A 15851-nucleotide genomic window follows, 5' to 3' on the forward strand; every position below is an offset into this window, starting at 1 on the left:
GTCATGCATCACGACGTGATCGTGCTGGGCGCCGGGCTGGCGGGGCTCTCCGCCGCCCGGGACCTGGCCGCCGCCGCCACCGACGTGCTCGTCCTGGAAGCCCGCGACCGGGCCGGCGGCCGGGTCGAGCAGACCCGCACACCCGACGGCCGTACCGTCCAGCTGGGCAGCGAGGTCGTCGGCCACGGGCACACCGCCTATCTCCGACTCGCCAAGGAACTGGGCCTTGAGCTGGTCCCCAGCTATGTCGCCGAACCCGGCCGGATGACCCGGGCCACGCCGGAAGGCCGCTCGGCCGGCGAGCCACCGCACTGGTTCGGCCCCGGGGACGCGGGCCTGCACGAGCGCCTCGGCGCGGAGTTCTCCGCCCTGGCCGCCACAGTCGACCCCGCCGACCCCTGGTCGAATCCGGACGCGACCGCCCTGGACTGGCTGTCGGTGGCCGACTGGCTGCGCTCCCGGCAGGCCACGCCCGCCGTAGTCCGCCTCTGGGACATCGGCCAACTCGCCCTGGCCGGCGGCTCCTACGAGCGGATCTCCCTGCTGGCAGCGCTCCGCAAGAGCGCGGCCGTGCCCGGCTCGGGCCTGGGCGACTACGACTACGAGGACTGGGAGGGCCTGCGGCTCGCGGAGGGATCGGCGACGCTCGCCGAGGTCATGGGCCGCGAACTCGGCCCGCGCATCCGGCTCGGCTCCCCCGTCGCCGCCCTGGACGTCCGCCCCGACTGGTGCACCGGTGCTGCGGCGCAAGCCGGTCGGTGTGTGCGCCCAGATCACCCCGTGGAACTACCCGCTGATGATGGCCGTGTGGAAGGTCGCGCCCGCGCTGGCCGCCGGGAACACGGTCGTCCTGAAACCGTCCGACACCACTCCGTCGTCGGCCGCGCTGCTGGCCCGGCTGGCCGGCGAGCATCTGCCGGCCGGCGTGCTCAACGTCGTGTGCGGCGAGCGCGACACCGGGCGGGCCCTGGTCGCCCACCCGGACGTCCGGCTGGTGGCCGTCACCGGAAGTGTCCGTGCGGGACAGGAGATCGCCGCCGCGGCGGCCGCCGACCTCAAGCGACTGCACCTGGAACTCGGCGGCAACGCACCGGTGTTGGTCCACGCGGACGCCGATCTCGACGACGCCGTCGAGCAGTTGTCGTCGCTGTCCTTCTACAACGCGGGCCAGGACTGCACGGCCGCGACCCGGATCCTGGTCGACCGGCGGATCCACGACAGGTTCCTGGAGCTCTTCGCCGACCGGGCTGCGCGACTGCGGCCCGGCTCCCCGGACGACGAGCACGCCGACTTCGGACCGCTCGCCAACGCCGCCCAACTCGCCAACGTGTGCGGGCTGTTGGAGCGGCTCCCGGATCACGCCGAGGTCGTCACCGGCGGTGCGGCCCTGGACCGCCCCGGCTACTTCCACCGGGCCACGGTGGTCGCCGGGGCGCGGCAGGAGGACGAGATCGTACGGTGCGAGGTGTTCGGACCGGTCCTCACCGTCCAGCCGTTCGGCGACGAGTCCGAGGCCTTCCGGCTGGCCAACGGGGTCACCCAGGGTCTCGCCGCGAGCGTGTGGACCCGCGATCACGACCGGGCGATGCGGGCGAGCCGCGCACTGCGCACCGGCATCGTCTGGGTCAACACGCACGGCACGACGGTGTCGGAGATGCCGCACGGGGGCGTACGCCACTCCGGCTACGGCAGTGACCTCTCCCTCACCGGGCTGCTCGACTACACGCAGGTCAAGCACGTCATGCTGTGATGGCTGAGGCCCCCGAGGCGCTTACCGGGTTCACTGCTTGGCGCCGAAGTTCTGGGTCCACCAGGGGCCGCCGGCGCCCTTGTGGATGCCGACGCCGATGTCCTTGAACGCGCAGTTGAGGATGTTGGCGCGGTGGCCGGGGCTGTTCATCCAGGCCTCCATCACGGCCTCCGGGGTCTGCTGGCCCTGGGCGATGTTCTCCCCGTACGTCGACCAGGTGTAGCCCGCGGCGGTGATGCGCTGCCCGGGGTCCGCGCCGTCCGGGTTGGTGTGGTCGAAGAAGTCGCGGGCGTCCATGTCCTCGGAGTGGCCCAGCGCGGCCTTGTTGAGCAGCGGGTCCTCCTGGAGCGGGCCGCAGCCGGCGGCCGACCGCTCCTTGTTCACCAGGGCGACGACCTGGGCGACCTCGCCCGTGGGGGCCGCCTGTGTCCGGGGCGTACTGGACGCGGTCCGGGTCGGGCGAGGAGACGGCCGGGAAGTCGGCACGCTCTTCCTGGTCGGGCTCGGGGACTTGGACGGCTTCGCCTTCTTGGCGGGCGAGGCGGACGGCGACGGGGACTTCGAGGCCGAGGGAGAGGTCTCGAGGGGCTCGCGTTCCGGCATGTCCACGACGGGGGCGCCGGCGGTCCGCGAGGCGGTGGCCTCCTCGGTGCCACCGGTCCCGGGCTCCGTGTCGAAGTACCACAGGCCACCGCCCGCCACGCAGGCCGCGACCACGGCACCGCCGACGACTCGGCGGCGGATCCGCCGGCGTCGGCGGGCCTCGGTGCGGGAGGTCCCACGCCCGCGCCCGCCACGGTGTCCTGATCCGGGGCCCGAACCGCCGGACCCCGCGGACGAGGGCAGCCGGGACGCGGACCCGGCCAGAGCCATTCCACCCGCGGCGGACAGCACACTGTCCAGAAGGGCGGGCGTCGCGGCGACCAGCGCCAGACCGGCCAGCAACCCCTCGGCAGGCATCAGCCCGGTCCACAATCCGGAGCAATGACCACAACCATGGGCATGCCGGGCTATTCGCTTGCGCCACAGCGCCGACGGCCGGCCGTCCCAGGAGGCCAGCGCGCCCTGGAGTTCCTGGCAGCGCGGCCGCGCGTCGAGCGCGCGCACCACCACACGGGCCGCCTCCAGCTGCGCCTTCATCCGCTGCACCCGCACCGCCGTGTGCTGCGGCGACAGTTCCAGGGCCGCGGCGACCTCCGGCCGCGTCAGCTCACCGGCGCACTCCAGCCACCAGAGCGACAGCAGACCCCGGTCGTCCGGCTCCAGCCAGCGCGTCGCGCGTGCGGTCTCCTGCCGCTGGCCGGACAGCTGGAGCCGCACCAGGGTCAGGTCCACGAAGTCGGCGCCCGGGTCGGCGAGGTCCTCGGCCTCCTCGACCGCGCCCGGGGCGGACTGCCGGTCGTGCCAGTGCGCCCGGACCTGGTTCATCGCGATGGCCACGAGCCAGGACCGGAAGTTCTCGGGGGAACGCAGACCGCCCAGCGCGTCGAGGGCCCGGAGCATGGTGTCCTGCACGACGTCGTCGACGTCGACCGAGCCGTTCAGCGCCCGTCCCACGATGTTGTAGACCAGCGGGAGAAAAGCGCTGACCAGGGCGTCCTGAGCCTCCGGATCGCCGCTTCGGGCAGCGGTCACCAGTGCCGCCGACTCCCTCGTGCGCTCTGTACCACTCATCAAAACTTCCCTGTCCTCGACGCCGAACGATGCTGTCCGATGCCTGGGAGATCGATCGGTGGGCTCGGGATAACAGTTCTTCGGACGCATGTTCCACGAGAGACTCGTGGGGCCCGCCGAGCGGCGCAATGGGGAACGTCACATCGAGGGGGACGGACCGCTGCCGAGCAGGCAGGGAGGCGCGGAATGCAGGGCAATGCCGCATAGATGAGGGGCAGTTATGGTACGTGCACGTTCAGAGCTTTTGCTCTGGAATCGTCGCTGTTGACCTTATTGCCCCTCATCTGGCGTCGGCGAACTCAGCGTCGCACGAGCCGGATCCGGTACGTCCGCGACTGCGACCCGTCCTCACTGGTCACGGTGACGACGGACACCGCCCCGCCGGGCTCGTCGAGACGGTCGACGGCGACGGTCGCGTAGGGATCGCGTGCCGTCGCCGTGACCCGGCTGCGGCTCGGGGTCTCGGTGACGACGCGGTAGGTGGTCGTGTCCGGGTCGAACGACGGGACGGGCTTCCCCGACACCTCGACGGACCGGGCGGCGGCGTCGGAGGAGACGCCGGGGGCCTTGGCGTAGACCTCGATCTCGCTCATGGTGAGGTAGCCGCCCTGGCGTGCGGTCATGACGACACGCACCTCGGACGCCGGCCCCGCCTTCAACGGGACGTCGACCATCGGTGTGCCGTCCGTCCCCACCGGCACGGGGCCGCTCGCGTCGGCCCAGGTTCCGGTGCCGGCCTCCCGGACCTGCACCTTCAGACTCTCGGGCAAGGATGCGCTGCTCCCGTCCCGGTAGAAGTGCGCGACGACGCGGCTCAGGTCGCGCGCCTTCGGCAGGGTGAAGGTGACCGTGTCGGAGGGGTTCTTGGTGTTCCCCGGCTTCCAGTTGGACCAGGCCTTCTCGGTCAGGTCGCCGTTGCGCAGGCGCTCCGCGGAGTAGCCGCTCTCGGTGAAGGTGGCGGCGACCGAGACACCCGGGTCCGCCGCGACGTTGGTCTGCGCGGGCTCCGTGATCTGCACACGGGCGGACGCCTCGACGGTGTCGCCGCCGACGATCCGGGCGACGCCGCGCACCGTCACGACACCGGTCGCGTCGTACGCCCCCTCGGGGGCCGGGTCCCAGGTCACCGGGAGGTCGGCCCGGCCGCCGTTGCGGCCGATGCCCACGACCGTCGCCGGAAGGTCGGGGGTGCCGCCCAGGTAGGTCTTGGCGCGTCCCGGAAGCGTCGAGGCGATCGTGTCGACGGTGACGACCGCCTGCGCGGGGATCCGCCGCCCGAGCGGATCGGTCGCCTCGCCCCTGACCCGCACCGTCCCGGGGTCGCGCCACTTCCGGTCCGGCGGGAGGTTCCACACGACGGGGAGAGCGCCCCGCGCGCCGTCCCGGAACACCGGCGTCGCCGTCGTCGGCAGCTCCGGCCGCAGCCCGGGGACGGTGAACACCTCGGCCGGTTCGGTCCGCAGCACGGTCTCGTCGGTCACGGTCCAGCGCTGGTTCGCCGCCGAGGTCGGGGTGTACGTGGAGACCTTGGCGCCGTCCGCCGTCGACTGTCCTGTGACGTCGGCCAGGCGGCCGGTGGCGGCGTTGACGAGCGTCCATGTGCCGTCACCGGTCGTCGACATGATCCACTGCGCCGCCTCGGCGACCTGTCCGCCGTCGCCGGCCGGTTCCTCCAGGACGGCTTGGTTGTCGCGTACGGCGAGCTGCCTGCCGGTCTCGGCGTGGGTGAGGGCGTAGCGCTCGCGGTTGTCCGTGCCGCGCGTCAACTTCCTCACCGACCAGAGCTGTTGGGCATTCGCGGGGTCGGTCGTGCGGATGACGGCACCGCTGACGTCGTCCGACGGCGTCAGCGACTTGCCGCTCTGCGCGCCCTGGAGCCGGTAGACATGCCCGGGCTGCACGAGCGCGGCGTCCCGTGCCACGCCGCCGACGCCGTCGACCAGGAAGGTGGTGACCGACTTGGCGGGGACGGTGAGGGTGGCGGACCGGTCGGTCACCCGGACCGGGGTGCCGCGCACCAGGGCGCCGTCGCCGCTCGTGACCACGGGAGTGACGGTGGCCCGCGGGGCGACCTTGCCGAAGCGGGAGAGGTCGAGGGTCACCGAGCGTGCGGTGGTGCCGCCGTTGACGTGCACCACGGTCGCCGCACGGCCGTTCTGCCGGACCGCGGCGACGCTGGACGGGTCGTCGACCTTCACGAAGTGGTCGCCGGGACGGATGTAGTGGGTGAAGTTCCGGATGGTGTGGAACTTGGAGTTGGTCCGGATCGGGCAGCTCTCCAGGGTGTCCTCGGCCGTGCAGTTGAACGGCACATGGATGCTGCCCCAGTTCTTGCCGGCCGCGGCCTGCGGGATGGCGTCCTCGACCGGCTGCCAGAACACCCAGGCCGAGGGCTCCAGTTCACGCATGTCGTCGACCATCCGGGTGGCGATGCCGAGCCCCGGTTCCATGCTGGTGAAGTCGGTGCCGGTGCCCCAGGTGCCCTCGACCTCGCTCATCCACAGCTTCTTGTCCGCGCCCTTGGCGATGTCCCGGGCGCTGGTGCGCTGACCGGTGCCGTAGGTGTGCACGTTGAGCTGATCGACGGCGGTTCGGGCGGGGGTGCCGTAGGCGTTCCAGTTCTGGGTGAAGATGCCGGGGTTGGTCTCGTCCATCGCGGAGATCTCGGCGTCGGTGTGTGCGCCCTTGAGGGCCTTCTCGAGTGCGAGGATCACCTTCTGCTGGAGCTCGGGGCCCGCGTGCGCGCCCTCCTGTCGCCCGCCCGTGGGCTGTCCGTCCGCGCCGATCTGGGTGCCCCAGTACGGGGTGTTGGGTTCGTTGAGCGGGTCGATGGTGTCGAACTCGATGCCGTGCGCCTGCTCGATGCGCTCGGTGACCCGGGTGAGGTACGTGGCGAAGTCGTCGACGCGGTCCGCGCGGATCTGGTCGGTGCTCGCGTCGAAGCCGCCGGAGACGTAGCCGCTGACGGTCTGGAACCAGGGCGGCGAGTTGCTGAACGCCTCCCAGCGGCTGACCTTGCCCTTGACCTGGTCCACCCACCAGCGCTGCCCGGCGTCTGCGTCCCAGTCCCAGTGGTCCGGGTCGTTCGGGTCCCACCAGTCCATGTCCTTCTGGGTCGTCCCCTCGGGGGCCTTCCAGAAGCCTTCCATGGTGGCGCCGGGCTTCATGTAGTCCGTGCGGACGTCGGGGGCGTTGCCGCCGCCGATGTTGTAGCGGGCGATGTTGAGGCGGAGGCCGTCCGCACCGAACAGCATGTCGACGAGCCGTCTTCGGATCGGGTCCGGATAGCCGCCGGTGGCGTTGGCGAACCAGACGAGGCTCGTGCCCCACCCCTCGAACTCCTGCTGCTGGTAGGAGGGGTCGATCCGGACGGTGACCGCGCTCCGGGGAGACGAGTCCGCCGCGCTCGCCACGGGCGGGGCCATGAGACTCGCGCCGAGCGCGAGGGGGACCGTCGGCGCCAAGGCCCGGACCATGCGACGCCGAACTATGCGATGCCGGACTATGCGATGCCGATGAGGCACGGCACTCCCTTCCACAACACAGAGCTGAACAGAACCGAACAGAAGGAATCGCGCTCAGGGAATGCTGAGGGACGGTAATGAACTCGTCAAGGTGGCGGACGAGTTGGGTCCTCACATGAGGGTTCGCCGAGTTCATTGACATGCACAAGGAGGGTCATTACTCTCCGGAGCCCTGGGAAAGCGCTTTCCCGAGCTCGGTCCAACTGCCGTGCCAGCACTGGCATTTAGCGCGACTTTCGCACGATCGAACAAGATCCCCCTCGTCTTCGCCCTGCTGCCCTGCTGCCCTGCTGCCCTGCTGCCGCCGGTGTCGGGAAGCGCGGCGCCTGAACTTCCGTCGCCCCCCCCAAGAAGAGGCAGAACCGCCTGCGCGACGGACACCCCCCCCACCCCCCACAGGAGGCCCCCTCCATGAATTCACGCCACATCCCGATGCCCTCGCGGCACACGCCCATACCCTTGCGCTCCAAGGCGGTCATGGCAGCCCTGGCAGCCGCCCTGCTGACCGGCCCGGGCATCGCGCAGGCCACCCCCCAGGCCGCCTCGCAGTCCGCTCCGGCCGCGCGGGAGCAGGTGTCGGCGGCTGCGACCATCACTTGGACGCTCGAACGCGCCGGCAACCCCACCGAGGACCAGCGCACGGCCTACGACCTCATCACCAGGGCCATGAACGCGGCGGTGGCCCGCTACAACAACCTCAGCGACCTGGGCAAGAGCATCACCGTCCGGTACGACCCGGGCGTGCCCACCGCCGACGGCAACATCAACGGCACCATCCGCTTCGGCAACCGCGCCTACATGAACGAGCGGACCGCGCTGCACGAGATCGCCCACACCATCGGCGTGGGGACGAGCTCGGGCTGGTCGCGCCTCGGCGGCAGCGGCACCTGGACCGGTGCGCAGGCCACGGCGCTGGTCAGGCAGTTCGACGGAGCGAGCGCCAAGATCTCGACCGGGGGTGGCCACTTCTGGCCGTACGGCCTGAACTACGACAACGAGTTCTCGAACACGGCGGCCGACCGCCACGTGCAGATCGTCGCCGCGATGGTGCGCGACGGGCTGTGATCCGACGGTTGTGGTCCGAAGGGCTGTGATCCGACGGGGGCTTTGATCCGACGGGCGGTGACCCAACGGGCTGATGTCCGGGAGCCGTTCGCGCTCCCGGACATCTCCGTACGGTGTTGCGCGCGTCCTGCGTCCTACTGTGTGGAGGGGCGCCAGGCACTGGCCAGGCACTGCCCTCCGTCCGAGCCTCAAGGAGCAGCTGGCCGTGAACGTCGAGATCCCTCCCTTCCTGCGCGAGACCGCCGTCGGGCTCGGGGCCGGCGTTCCGTACGCACTGAAGGTCCTGGCCGGCCGCCTGGCGGACGACCCGGACATGGGCAGCCCCTCCCAACTGCCCGGCATCCTCACCGTGATGGTCGACGGCGACCCGTTCGAGGACTGCCCCGACCTGGCCGTCGGCTACATCCGGGAGCCCGACCGGATCCAGATCCGGTACGTGAGCCCGGTCGCCGTCGCCGAGCCCGCCGCGGACGAGGAAAACGCACAGCAGCAGGCACACGCACAGGCGCAGGCGCAGGCGCAGGCTGCCGACCCTGCCGCCGACGCGGTGGCCGTCCGGCAGGTCGCCGACGCCTGGCAGCGCGTCACGGGCTGGCTCCAGCGGAACGCGCCCGACTCCGCCGCCGCACTGCGCGCGGGTGCGGGGCCCGCCGCCATCGCCGCCGTGGAAGAGGAACTCGGTGTTCGGATACCCGTCGAGCTGTGTGTCCTTTGGCTGTTGACGGCGGGCGACGACGGGGTGGACGGCGGAGGGTGTCTGCCGGGCAACAACGCCCTCATGCCACTCGACGCCGTGGTCGCCGAGCACCGCCGCGAGATGGATGCCCAGACCCGCCAGGACGCCCTCGACGCCGACCGTCCCGAAGACGAGCGGATCACCTTCTGGAGGCCCACCTGGATCCCGGTCGTCTCCCACAGCGTGAACGACAGCACCTCGGGGCTGTACCTGGACACCGAGACGGGCTTCCTGGGCCACTGGTCCCGCTACAACGACCACTCCGACGACGAACTCGACACGCTGGTCACCTACTTGGAAGAAGCCGCCGACATGCTGGAGGCGCCCGCCCTCGCCACACGGGACAAGCCCGGCCTGGCCGGCCGGGCACTGGTGTGGCGCAGGGGGCTTGATGCCGCGCAGGCGGACCGGTGGCGACCCCTGGCATGAGCGCGTCCGGGGAGAGGGAGCTTGTCGAACGGGTCGACGAGCACGACGAGGTCGTGGCCGTCGTCAGTCGCGACGAAGCGATTCGCCACCGGTGGCTGCATCGGATCGCGACGGTCGTGTGCCGCGACCCGGCCGGACGGACTCTGGTGCACCGCCGCCCCGACCACGCCGCCCGTTTCCCGGGCCGGTTCAACTGGATGCTCGGCGGGGCCGTAGAGGTCGGTGAGTCCTACGAGGAGGCCGCCGCACGGGAGTTGGCCGAGGAACTGGGTGTCCGGGTGATCCCGAGGTTCGTGCTCAAGTTCCCCTGCGCGGGCGCGATCAGCCCGTACTGGCTCGGCCTGCACGAGGCGGTCGTCACCGGACCCGTCTCACCCGACCCCGAGGAGATCGCCTGGCACGACTGGTTGACTGATCCCGAACTCGCCGAACTGGTCCGCCATGAGGCGTTCGTGCCCGATGCCCGCGAGGCATTCCACCGCTATCTCGCCGAGCGCCGGCCCGGAAATACGAGGTGAGACCAGCTTCGCCGCAAGGGTCAAAGTGCGCGCCAGTGCTATATGACATGATGCCGACATGACTCAGTCGACCTCTCGTCCCGATGTCCTGGTCATCGGGGCAGGCATCGTGGGTGCAGCGTGTGCGTACTACTGCACGGCCGTCGGGCTGCGGGTGGTGGTGGTCGACCGGGGTGGCATCGGCGGTGGCACCACCAGTGCGTGTGAAGGCAACATCCTGGTCTCCGACAAGGAGCCCGGACCCGAACTCGACCTGGCGCTGCTGTCGTCCCGTCTGTGGCAGGAGATCGGCGAGGATCTGGGCAGGAGCGCGATCGAGTACGAGGCCAAGGGCGGCGTGGTCGTCGCGGGATCGCGGGAGACGGCCGAGGGGCTGCGTCAGCTGACGGCGGGACAGCGGACGACCGGGGTCGACGCGGTCGACATCGGGGCGGACGAACTGTTCGAGCTGGAACCCAACGTAACCCGGGAGGCGGCCGGCGGGGCGTTCTACGCCCAGGACGCACAGGTCCAACCGACGCTGGCCGCGGCCCAACTGCTGCGCCGGGCCCGGCTGCGCGGGGCGACGGTGCATGTCGGCACGGGCGTCACCGGCTTCGTGCGCGACAGGCGGGGCGCGGTCACGGGCGTGCGGACCGACTCCGCCGACGTCCCGGTCCTGCACGCGCGGTGGGTGGTCAACGCGGCGGGCACCTGGGCCGGGCAGCTGTCCGAACTCGCCGGGGCCCCGGTGCCGGTCCTGCCGCGCAAGGGCTTCATCCTGGTGACCGAACCGCTGCCGCGCGTCGTACGGCACAAGGTCTACACCGCGGAGTACGTGGCCAACGTCGCCAGCGGTGACGCGGGCCTGGAGACCTCGGTCGTCGTCGAGGGAACCCGGGCCGGGACCGTCCTGATCGGCGCCAGCCGTGAGCGGGTCGGCTTCGACCGCAGTATGTCCCTGCCGGTGCTGCGCAGGCTGGCGGCCCAGGCCATCGGGCTCTTCCCGTTCCTCGCCGACATCTCCCTGCTGCGCTGCTACCTCGGGTTCCGCCCCTACTGTCCGGACCATCTGCCCGTCATCGGCCCCGACCCGCGCGCACCCGGCCTGCTGCACGCCTGCGGTCACGAAGGAGCCGGGATCGGGCTGGCCGCCGCCACCGGTCGTCTGCTGGCCCAGCATCTGTCCGGCGACAAGCCCGATCTGGACCTGACGCCGTTCCGCCCGGACCGCTTCGAGGAGGCGACCCCTTGACCACCGCGCCGCTCAGCTTCACCTTCACCTTCGACGGCGAGCCCGTGCAGGCACAGTCCGGGCAGAGCGTGGCCGCCGCTCTCATCGCCTCCGGGCGGCGCTCCTGGCGGCACACCCGCGTCGAAGGCCGCCCGCGCGGTGTGTTCTGCGGCATCGGCGTGTGCTTCGACTGCCTGGTGACCATCAACGGCCGCCCCAACCACCGCGCCTGCCTCGTCGAGGCCCGGCCCGGCGACACGGTCACCACCCAGGAAGGAGCGGGGCATGACGACCTCGCGTGCTGAGCAGCCGGTCGCCCGGTACGACATCGCCGTCCTCGGTGCCGGACCGGCCGGCCTGTCAGCGGCCGTGGCCGCCGCGGCACAGGGCAGCCGTACCGTGCTGATCGACGCGGGAGCGCGGCCGGGCGGCCAGTACTGGCGTCACCGGGACGGCGACGACGGCGCCCGTCACCACGGCTGGAGCCAGTTCCGGCGCCTCCAGCGGGAGTCGGCCGCACACCATCTGCTCGACCACCGCTTCGGCCACTCGATCTGGCACGTGGAACGCACCGAAGAAGGTTTCACCACCCATACCACCTGCGACGACGCACCCCGCGCCCTCCGCAGCCGGACCGTGATCGTGGCGACCGGCGCCTACGACCGCCAACTGCCCTTCCCCGGCTGGACGATCCCGGGGGTCTTCACGGCCGGAGCGGTCCAGGCGCTCCTCAAGGGACAGGGGGTGCCGGCCGGGAAGCGTATCGCCGTCGCGGGCACCGGACCCTTCCTGCTCCCGGTGGCCACGGGCCTGGCCGAGGCCGGCGCCACGGTCGTAGGAGTCTTCGAGGCCGGACTGCCCACCGCCTTCGCCAGACACCCGCTCGCCGCCCTGCGCAGCCTGCCCAAACTGGCGGAGGGCGCCGGGTACTTGAGCACCCTCCGCAAGCACCGCGTCCCCTACCGCACCCGCACCACCGTCATCGCCGCCCACGGCACCGACGCCGTCACCGGCGCCACCGTCGCCCGGCTGGACGACCGGTGGCGGATCGTGCCCGGCAGCGCCCGCCAGATCGACTGCGACACGGTCGCGGTCGGCTACGGCTTCACCCCGCAGACCGAAATCCCCCTGCAACTCGGCTGCGAGATGGCACGGGACGCCGACGGCAGCCTCGTCGCCCGCGTCGACTCACGGCAGCGCGGTACCGCCGACGGCGTCTACGTCGCGGGCGAGGCGTGCGGTGTGGGCGGCTCCCAACTCGCCGTGATCGAGGGAGAGTTGGCAGGACTGCATGCCTCGTACGCGACCAACGGTTCCCTCGTCGACCGTCGGCGCCTGACCCGGCTGCTGCGGCGGCGTGCCGCCCAGCGGTCCTTCGCCGCTGCCATGCACCAGGCGTATCCGGTGCCGGACGGCTGGCAGAGCTGGCTGGACGAGGACACCACGGTCTGCCGCTGCGAGGAGGTCACGGCCGGAACCGTCCGCCGGGCCGTGAGCGACCTCGGGGCGACCGACCCGCGCGCGGTCAAGCTCTACGCCCGCCCCGGCATGGGCCTGTGCCAGGGCCGTGTCTGCGGCTACGCCACCGCCTGTCTGGTCGCCCGCGCCAACGGCCGGCAGCCCACCGCCGACGACCTGCGCGGCATGGCCGCACGCCCGGTCGCACAGCCCCTCACCCTGGGCGCCCTCGCCGCCGGCGGCGACGACAACAGCCTCTGATCACCGCGGGTTTGCCCACGTCACCAGTGACAGGGACTCACGGCCTATGTAATGTGATATTGCACTGTTCCCGCTGGCTCCCGCTGGCTCCCGCTGGCTCCTGATAGCCCCTGCTGGCTCCCGATGGTGGGATCACCGACACGTGGAGGACTCATGACCCGGGCGAAGCCCTGGCACGGCATGCTCGTCGCCACCGCACTCCCCCTGCGCGAGACCCCGAACGGCGACCTGGCCGTCGACTTCGACACCTACGCCGACCATGTCGCCTGGCTCGCCGCCAACGGCTGCGACGGTGTCACGCCGAACGGCTCCCTCGGCGAGTACCAGAACCTGTCCGCCGAGGAGCGCGCGCGGGTGGTCACCACCGCCGTGGCCGCCGCGCCCGACGGCTTCACCGTGATGCCCGGGGTGGCCGCCTACGGCGCGGACGAGGCCCGCCGCTGGGCCGAACAGGCCGGCGAGGCGGGCGCCTCCGCGGTGATGCTGCTCCCGCCGAACTCCTACCGCGCCGACGACCGCGCGGTCGTGGCGCACTACCGTGAGGTCGCCAAGGCCGGTGTGCCGGTGGTCGCCTACAACAACCCGCACGACACCAAGGTCGACCTGGTCCCCGAGCTCCTGGCCGAGCTGTTCGACGAGGGGCTGATCGTCGCGGTCAAGGAGTTCTCCGGCGACATCCGCCGCTACTACCGGATCACCGAACTCGCCCCGGGCCTGGATGTCCTGGCCGGCACCGACGACCTGGCCCTGGAGATGGCCGTCGCCGGGTCGCCGGGCTGGATCTCCGGCTACCCCAACGCCCTGCCGCGCGCCTGCGCCACCCTGTGGGAGGCGGCCGGAAAGGGCGACCTCGCCACCGCGCTCCCCCTGTACCGCATCCTGCACCCGCTGCTGCGCTGGGACTCGCGTACCGAGTTCGTGCAGGCCATCAAGCTCAGCATGGACCTCGTCGGCCGCTACGGCGGTCCCTGCCGCCGGCCCCGCCTGCCGCTCACCCCGGAGCACGAGGCGGTCGTGCGCACCGCGACCGAGAAGGCCATCGCGGAAGGACTCGCCTGACCATGCGCAGCAACCGGGTCTTCCACGCCGTCGACTCCCACACCGAGGGGATGCCGACCCGGGTGGTCACCGGTGGCGTCGGAGTCGTCCCCGGGGCCACCATGTTCGACCGGCGCCGGTACTTCATCGACCACCTCGACCACATCCGCCGGCTGCTGATGAACGAGCCGCGCGGCCACTCGGCGATGAGCGGCGCGATCCTCCAGCCGCCCACCCGGCCGGACGCGGACTTCGGCGTCCTCTACATCGAGACCTCCGGCTGTCTGCCCATGTGCGGACACGGCACGATCGGCGTCGCCACGGTCCTGGTGGAGACCGGCATGGTCGAGGTCGCCGAGCCGGTCACGACGATCCGGCTGGACACCCCGGCCGGGCTCGTCGTCGTCGACGTCCGCGTGGAGGACGGCTCCGCCAAGGCCGTCACCCTGCGCAACGTCCCCTCGTTCGCCCTCGCGCTGGACCGGACCGTCAAGGTCGGCCCGTGGGGAGAGGTCGCCTACGACATGGCCTTCGGCGGCAACTTCTACGCCGTCGTCGAACTGGACGACCTCCAGATCCCCTTCGAACGGGCCCACAAGAACCGGCTGATGGAGGCGGGCCTGGCCATCATGGCGGCCATCAACGAACAGGACCGCCCCGTCCATCCCGGCAACCCCGAGATCAACGGCGTCCACCACGTCTACCTGGCCGCCCCGGGTTCGACCGCCGCCCACTCCCGGCACGCGATGGTCATCCACCCGGGCATGTTCGACCGCTCCCCGTGCGGCACCGGCACCAGTGCCCGCATGGCCCAGCTGCACGGGCGCGGACTGCTGCCGCTGAACACGGAGTTCCGCAACGAGTCGTTCATCGGCACGCACTTCATCGGCGAACTCGTCGAGGAGACGGAGGTGGCCGGCCACCGTGCGGTCATCCCCACGGTCACCGGCCGCGCCTGGATCACCGGCACCGCCCAGTACATGTACGACCCGGACGACCCCTTCCCGCAGGGGTTCGAGCTGTGACCGTCCCGCGCGTGCCCCGCCATCAGGCATGTCGGCGGCATGCGCGGAACCATGCGATACATCACATAGTGCGGGCCCGGTTAGCATGAACGAGCCACCGCTCAGGTCGAAGTCGAGCGTGGAACGATCCCGCCGCCGACAGTGAGGACCAGCCATGAGCGCGGACGACGGCACGACCGTGAAGCTGCCTTCGTTCCGTGGGCGCCGGAACCTCCGTCAGGAGATCACCGAGACGCTGCGCGGAGCCGTCATCGCGGGCGAGATGACACCGGGCGCCGTCTACTCCGCCCCCAGCCTCGCCGAGCAGTTCGGCGTCTCCCCCACCCCCGTGCGCGAGGCGCTGCTCGACCTCGCCAAGGAGGGCCTCGTCGAAGTCGTCCGCAACAAGGGCTTCCGGGTCACGGCCCTCTCGCCCAAGGAACTCGACGACATCACCGAGCTCCGGGCGCTCATCGAGCCGCCCACGGTCCGCCGTATCACCGAACAGGGCGTGTCCGCGAAGGCCATCAAGCAGCTGCGTCCCCTCGCCGCCGGCATCGAGAAGGCGGCGGCGCGCCGGGACTTCATCGCGCACGTCACCATCGACATGCAGTTCCACCTCGCCCTGCTGGAACTGGCGGACAACCCCCGCCTGCTGGAGACCGTGCGGTCCCTGCGGACCAGCTCCCGCATCTACGGTCTGCGCGAACTCCCGGACGGAGACGCGCTGTTCGACTCCTCCCACGAGCACGCCGAGCTGCTCGACCTCGTCGAGGCCGGCGACGCGGACGGCGCGGAAGCCCTGATGCGCCGCCACATCGGCCACGTACGGGGCATCTGGAGCGAGAAGAACCTCACCGAGGACCCCAGCTGACCTCCGTCGAGGCCGGAAATCGACGAATGCCCGAGAACCTCCGCACCCGGTGACGCGCCCTGACTCCCGGCACATCCGGGATCACGCCAATATCGGCACGCGGCAACGAGCGGGCGACGGGCACCTGGCGGCTCGCACCGGCCGCTCCCGCCCACCGCGTGCCTGCACAAACGCGGCCTCACCGGCGACTTCACATGCCCGTCACAGGTCCATCACATCTGGCACACATTCGGCCGTTCGTCGGCCCGGGCCCTCCTGATGAGGCAGACGGCGGACGCGTCGCCTGCCTAACGTCCCGGGCCATGCG

Annotated in this window: 11 protein-coding genes and 2 pseudogenes; 11 read left to right on the plus strand and 2 right to left on the minus strand. The window is 71.4% G+C overall.

The genetic code is table 11. The features are described from left to right. Positions 1-3: 3 nt before the first annotated feature. Both AQJ67_RS49050 and AQJ67_RS49055 read left to right on the plus strand, forming a co-directional pair. Positions 4-714 (plus strand): annotated as a pseudogene (locus AQJ67_RS49050) (flavin monoamine oxidase family protein); the annotation flags it as partial. Between the two features lie 22 nt (positions 715-736). Beyond that, a pseudogene (locus AQJ67_RS49055) lies at positions 737-1750 on the plus strand (aldehyde dehydrogenase family protein); the annotation flags it as partial. 30 nt (positions 1751-1780) lie between these two features. Here AQJ67_RS49055 and AQJ67_RS07180 read toward each other — a convergent pair. Both AQJ67_RS07180 and AQJ67_RS07185 read right to left on the minus strand, forming a co-directional pair. Continuing rightward, positions 1781-3424: a sigma-70 family RNA polymerase sigma factor gene (locus AQJ67_RS07180; protein WP_062717196.1), complete on the minus strand. Its 1644-nt coding sequence runs from the start codon at positions 3422-3424 to the stop codon at positions 1781-1783. 299 nt (positions 3425-3723) lie between these two features. Beyond that, on the minus strand, positions 3724-6900 hold the full coding sequence (locus AQJ67_RS07185) for a glycoside hydrolase (RefSeq protein ID WP_062717197.1): 3177 nt from the start codon (positions 6898-6900) through the stop codon (positions 3724-3726). A gap of 525 nt (positions 6901-7425) precedes the next feature. Between AQJ67_RS07185 and AQJ67_RS07190 the strand changes: the two genes are divergently transcribed. From AQJ67_RS07190 to AQJ67_RS07230, 9 genes are all read left to right on the plus strand, one after another. Next, positions 7426-8013, plus strand: coding sequence for a hypothetical protein (locus AQJ67_RS07190; protein ID WP_208614927.1), 588 nt, complete (start codon positions 7426-7428; stop codon positions 8011-8013). A 205-nt stretch (positions 8014-8218) separates the two neighbouring features. Beyond that, on the plus strand, positions 8219-9178 hold the full coding sequence (locus AQJ67_RS44830) for an SMI1/KNR4 family protein (protein ID WP_062717199.1): 960 nt from the start codon (positions 8219-8221) through the stop codon (positions 9176-9178). Then, complete coding sequence (locus tag AQJ67_RS07200; protein WP_062717200.1) at positions 9175-9696, plus strand: NUDIX hydrolase; 522 nt, start codon at positions 9175-9177, stop codon at positions 9694-9696. The genes AQJ67_RS44830 and AQJ67_RS07200 overlap by 4 nt, the downstream gene beginning before the upstream one ends. 58 nt (positions 9697-9754) lie before the next feature. Beyond that, positions 9755-10930, plus strand: coding sequence for an NAD(P)/FAD-dependent oxidoreductase (locus AQJ67_RS07205; protein ID WP_062717201.1), 1176 nt, complete (start codon positions 9755-9757; stop codon positions 10928-10930). After that, positions 10927-11214, plus strand: coding sequence for a (2Fe-2S)-binding protein (locus AQJ67_RS07210; protein WP_062717202.1), 288 nt, complete (start codon positions 10927-10929; stop codon positions 11212-11214). Before AQJ67_RS07205 ends, AQJ67_RS07210 begins: the two co-directional genes overlap by 4 nt. Beyond that, a complete protein-coding gene (locus tag AQJ67_RS07215) occupies positions 11195-12628 on the plus strand; it encodes an NAD(P)/FAD-dependent oxidoreductase (RefSeq protein WP_062717203.1) in 1434 nt (477 codons plus the stop codon). Before AQJ67_RS07210 ends, AQJ67_RS07215 begins: the two co-directional genes overlap by 20 nt. 153 nt (positions 12629-12781) lie before the next feature. Beyond that, the gene (locus AQJ67_RS07220) at positions 12782-13687 is read left to right on the plus strand and encodes a dihydrodipicolinate synthase family protein (RefSeq protein ID WP_062717204.1); all 906 of its coding nucleotides are present in this window, start codon (positions 12782-12784) and stop codon (positions 13685-13687) included. A gap of 2 nt (positions 13688-13689) precedes the next feature. Continuing rightward, positions 13690-14691 (plus strand): proline racemase family protein, encoded by a 1002-nt coding sequence (locus tag AQJ67_RS07225; protein WP_062717205.1) that lies wholly within the window; start codon positions 13690-13692, stop codon positions 14689-14691. Between the two features lie 154 nt (positions 14692-14845). Next, a complete protein-coding gene (locus tag AQJ67_RS07230; protein WP_062717206.1) occupies positions 14846-15544 on the plus strand; it encodes a GntR family transcriptional regulator in 699 nt (232 codons plus the stop codon). The last annotated feature ends 307 nt before the right edge of the window (positions 15545-15851 follow it).

The sequence above is a fragment of the Streptomyces caeruleatus genome, assembly GCF_001514235.1.
Classification (GTDB): Bacteria; Actinomycetota; Actinomycetes; order Streptomycetales; family Streptomycetaceae; genus Streptomyces; species Streptomyces caeruleatus.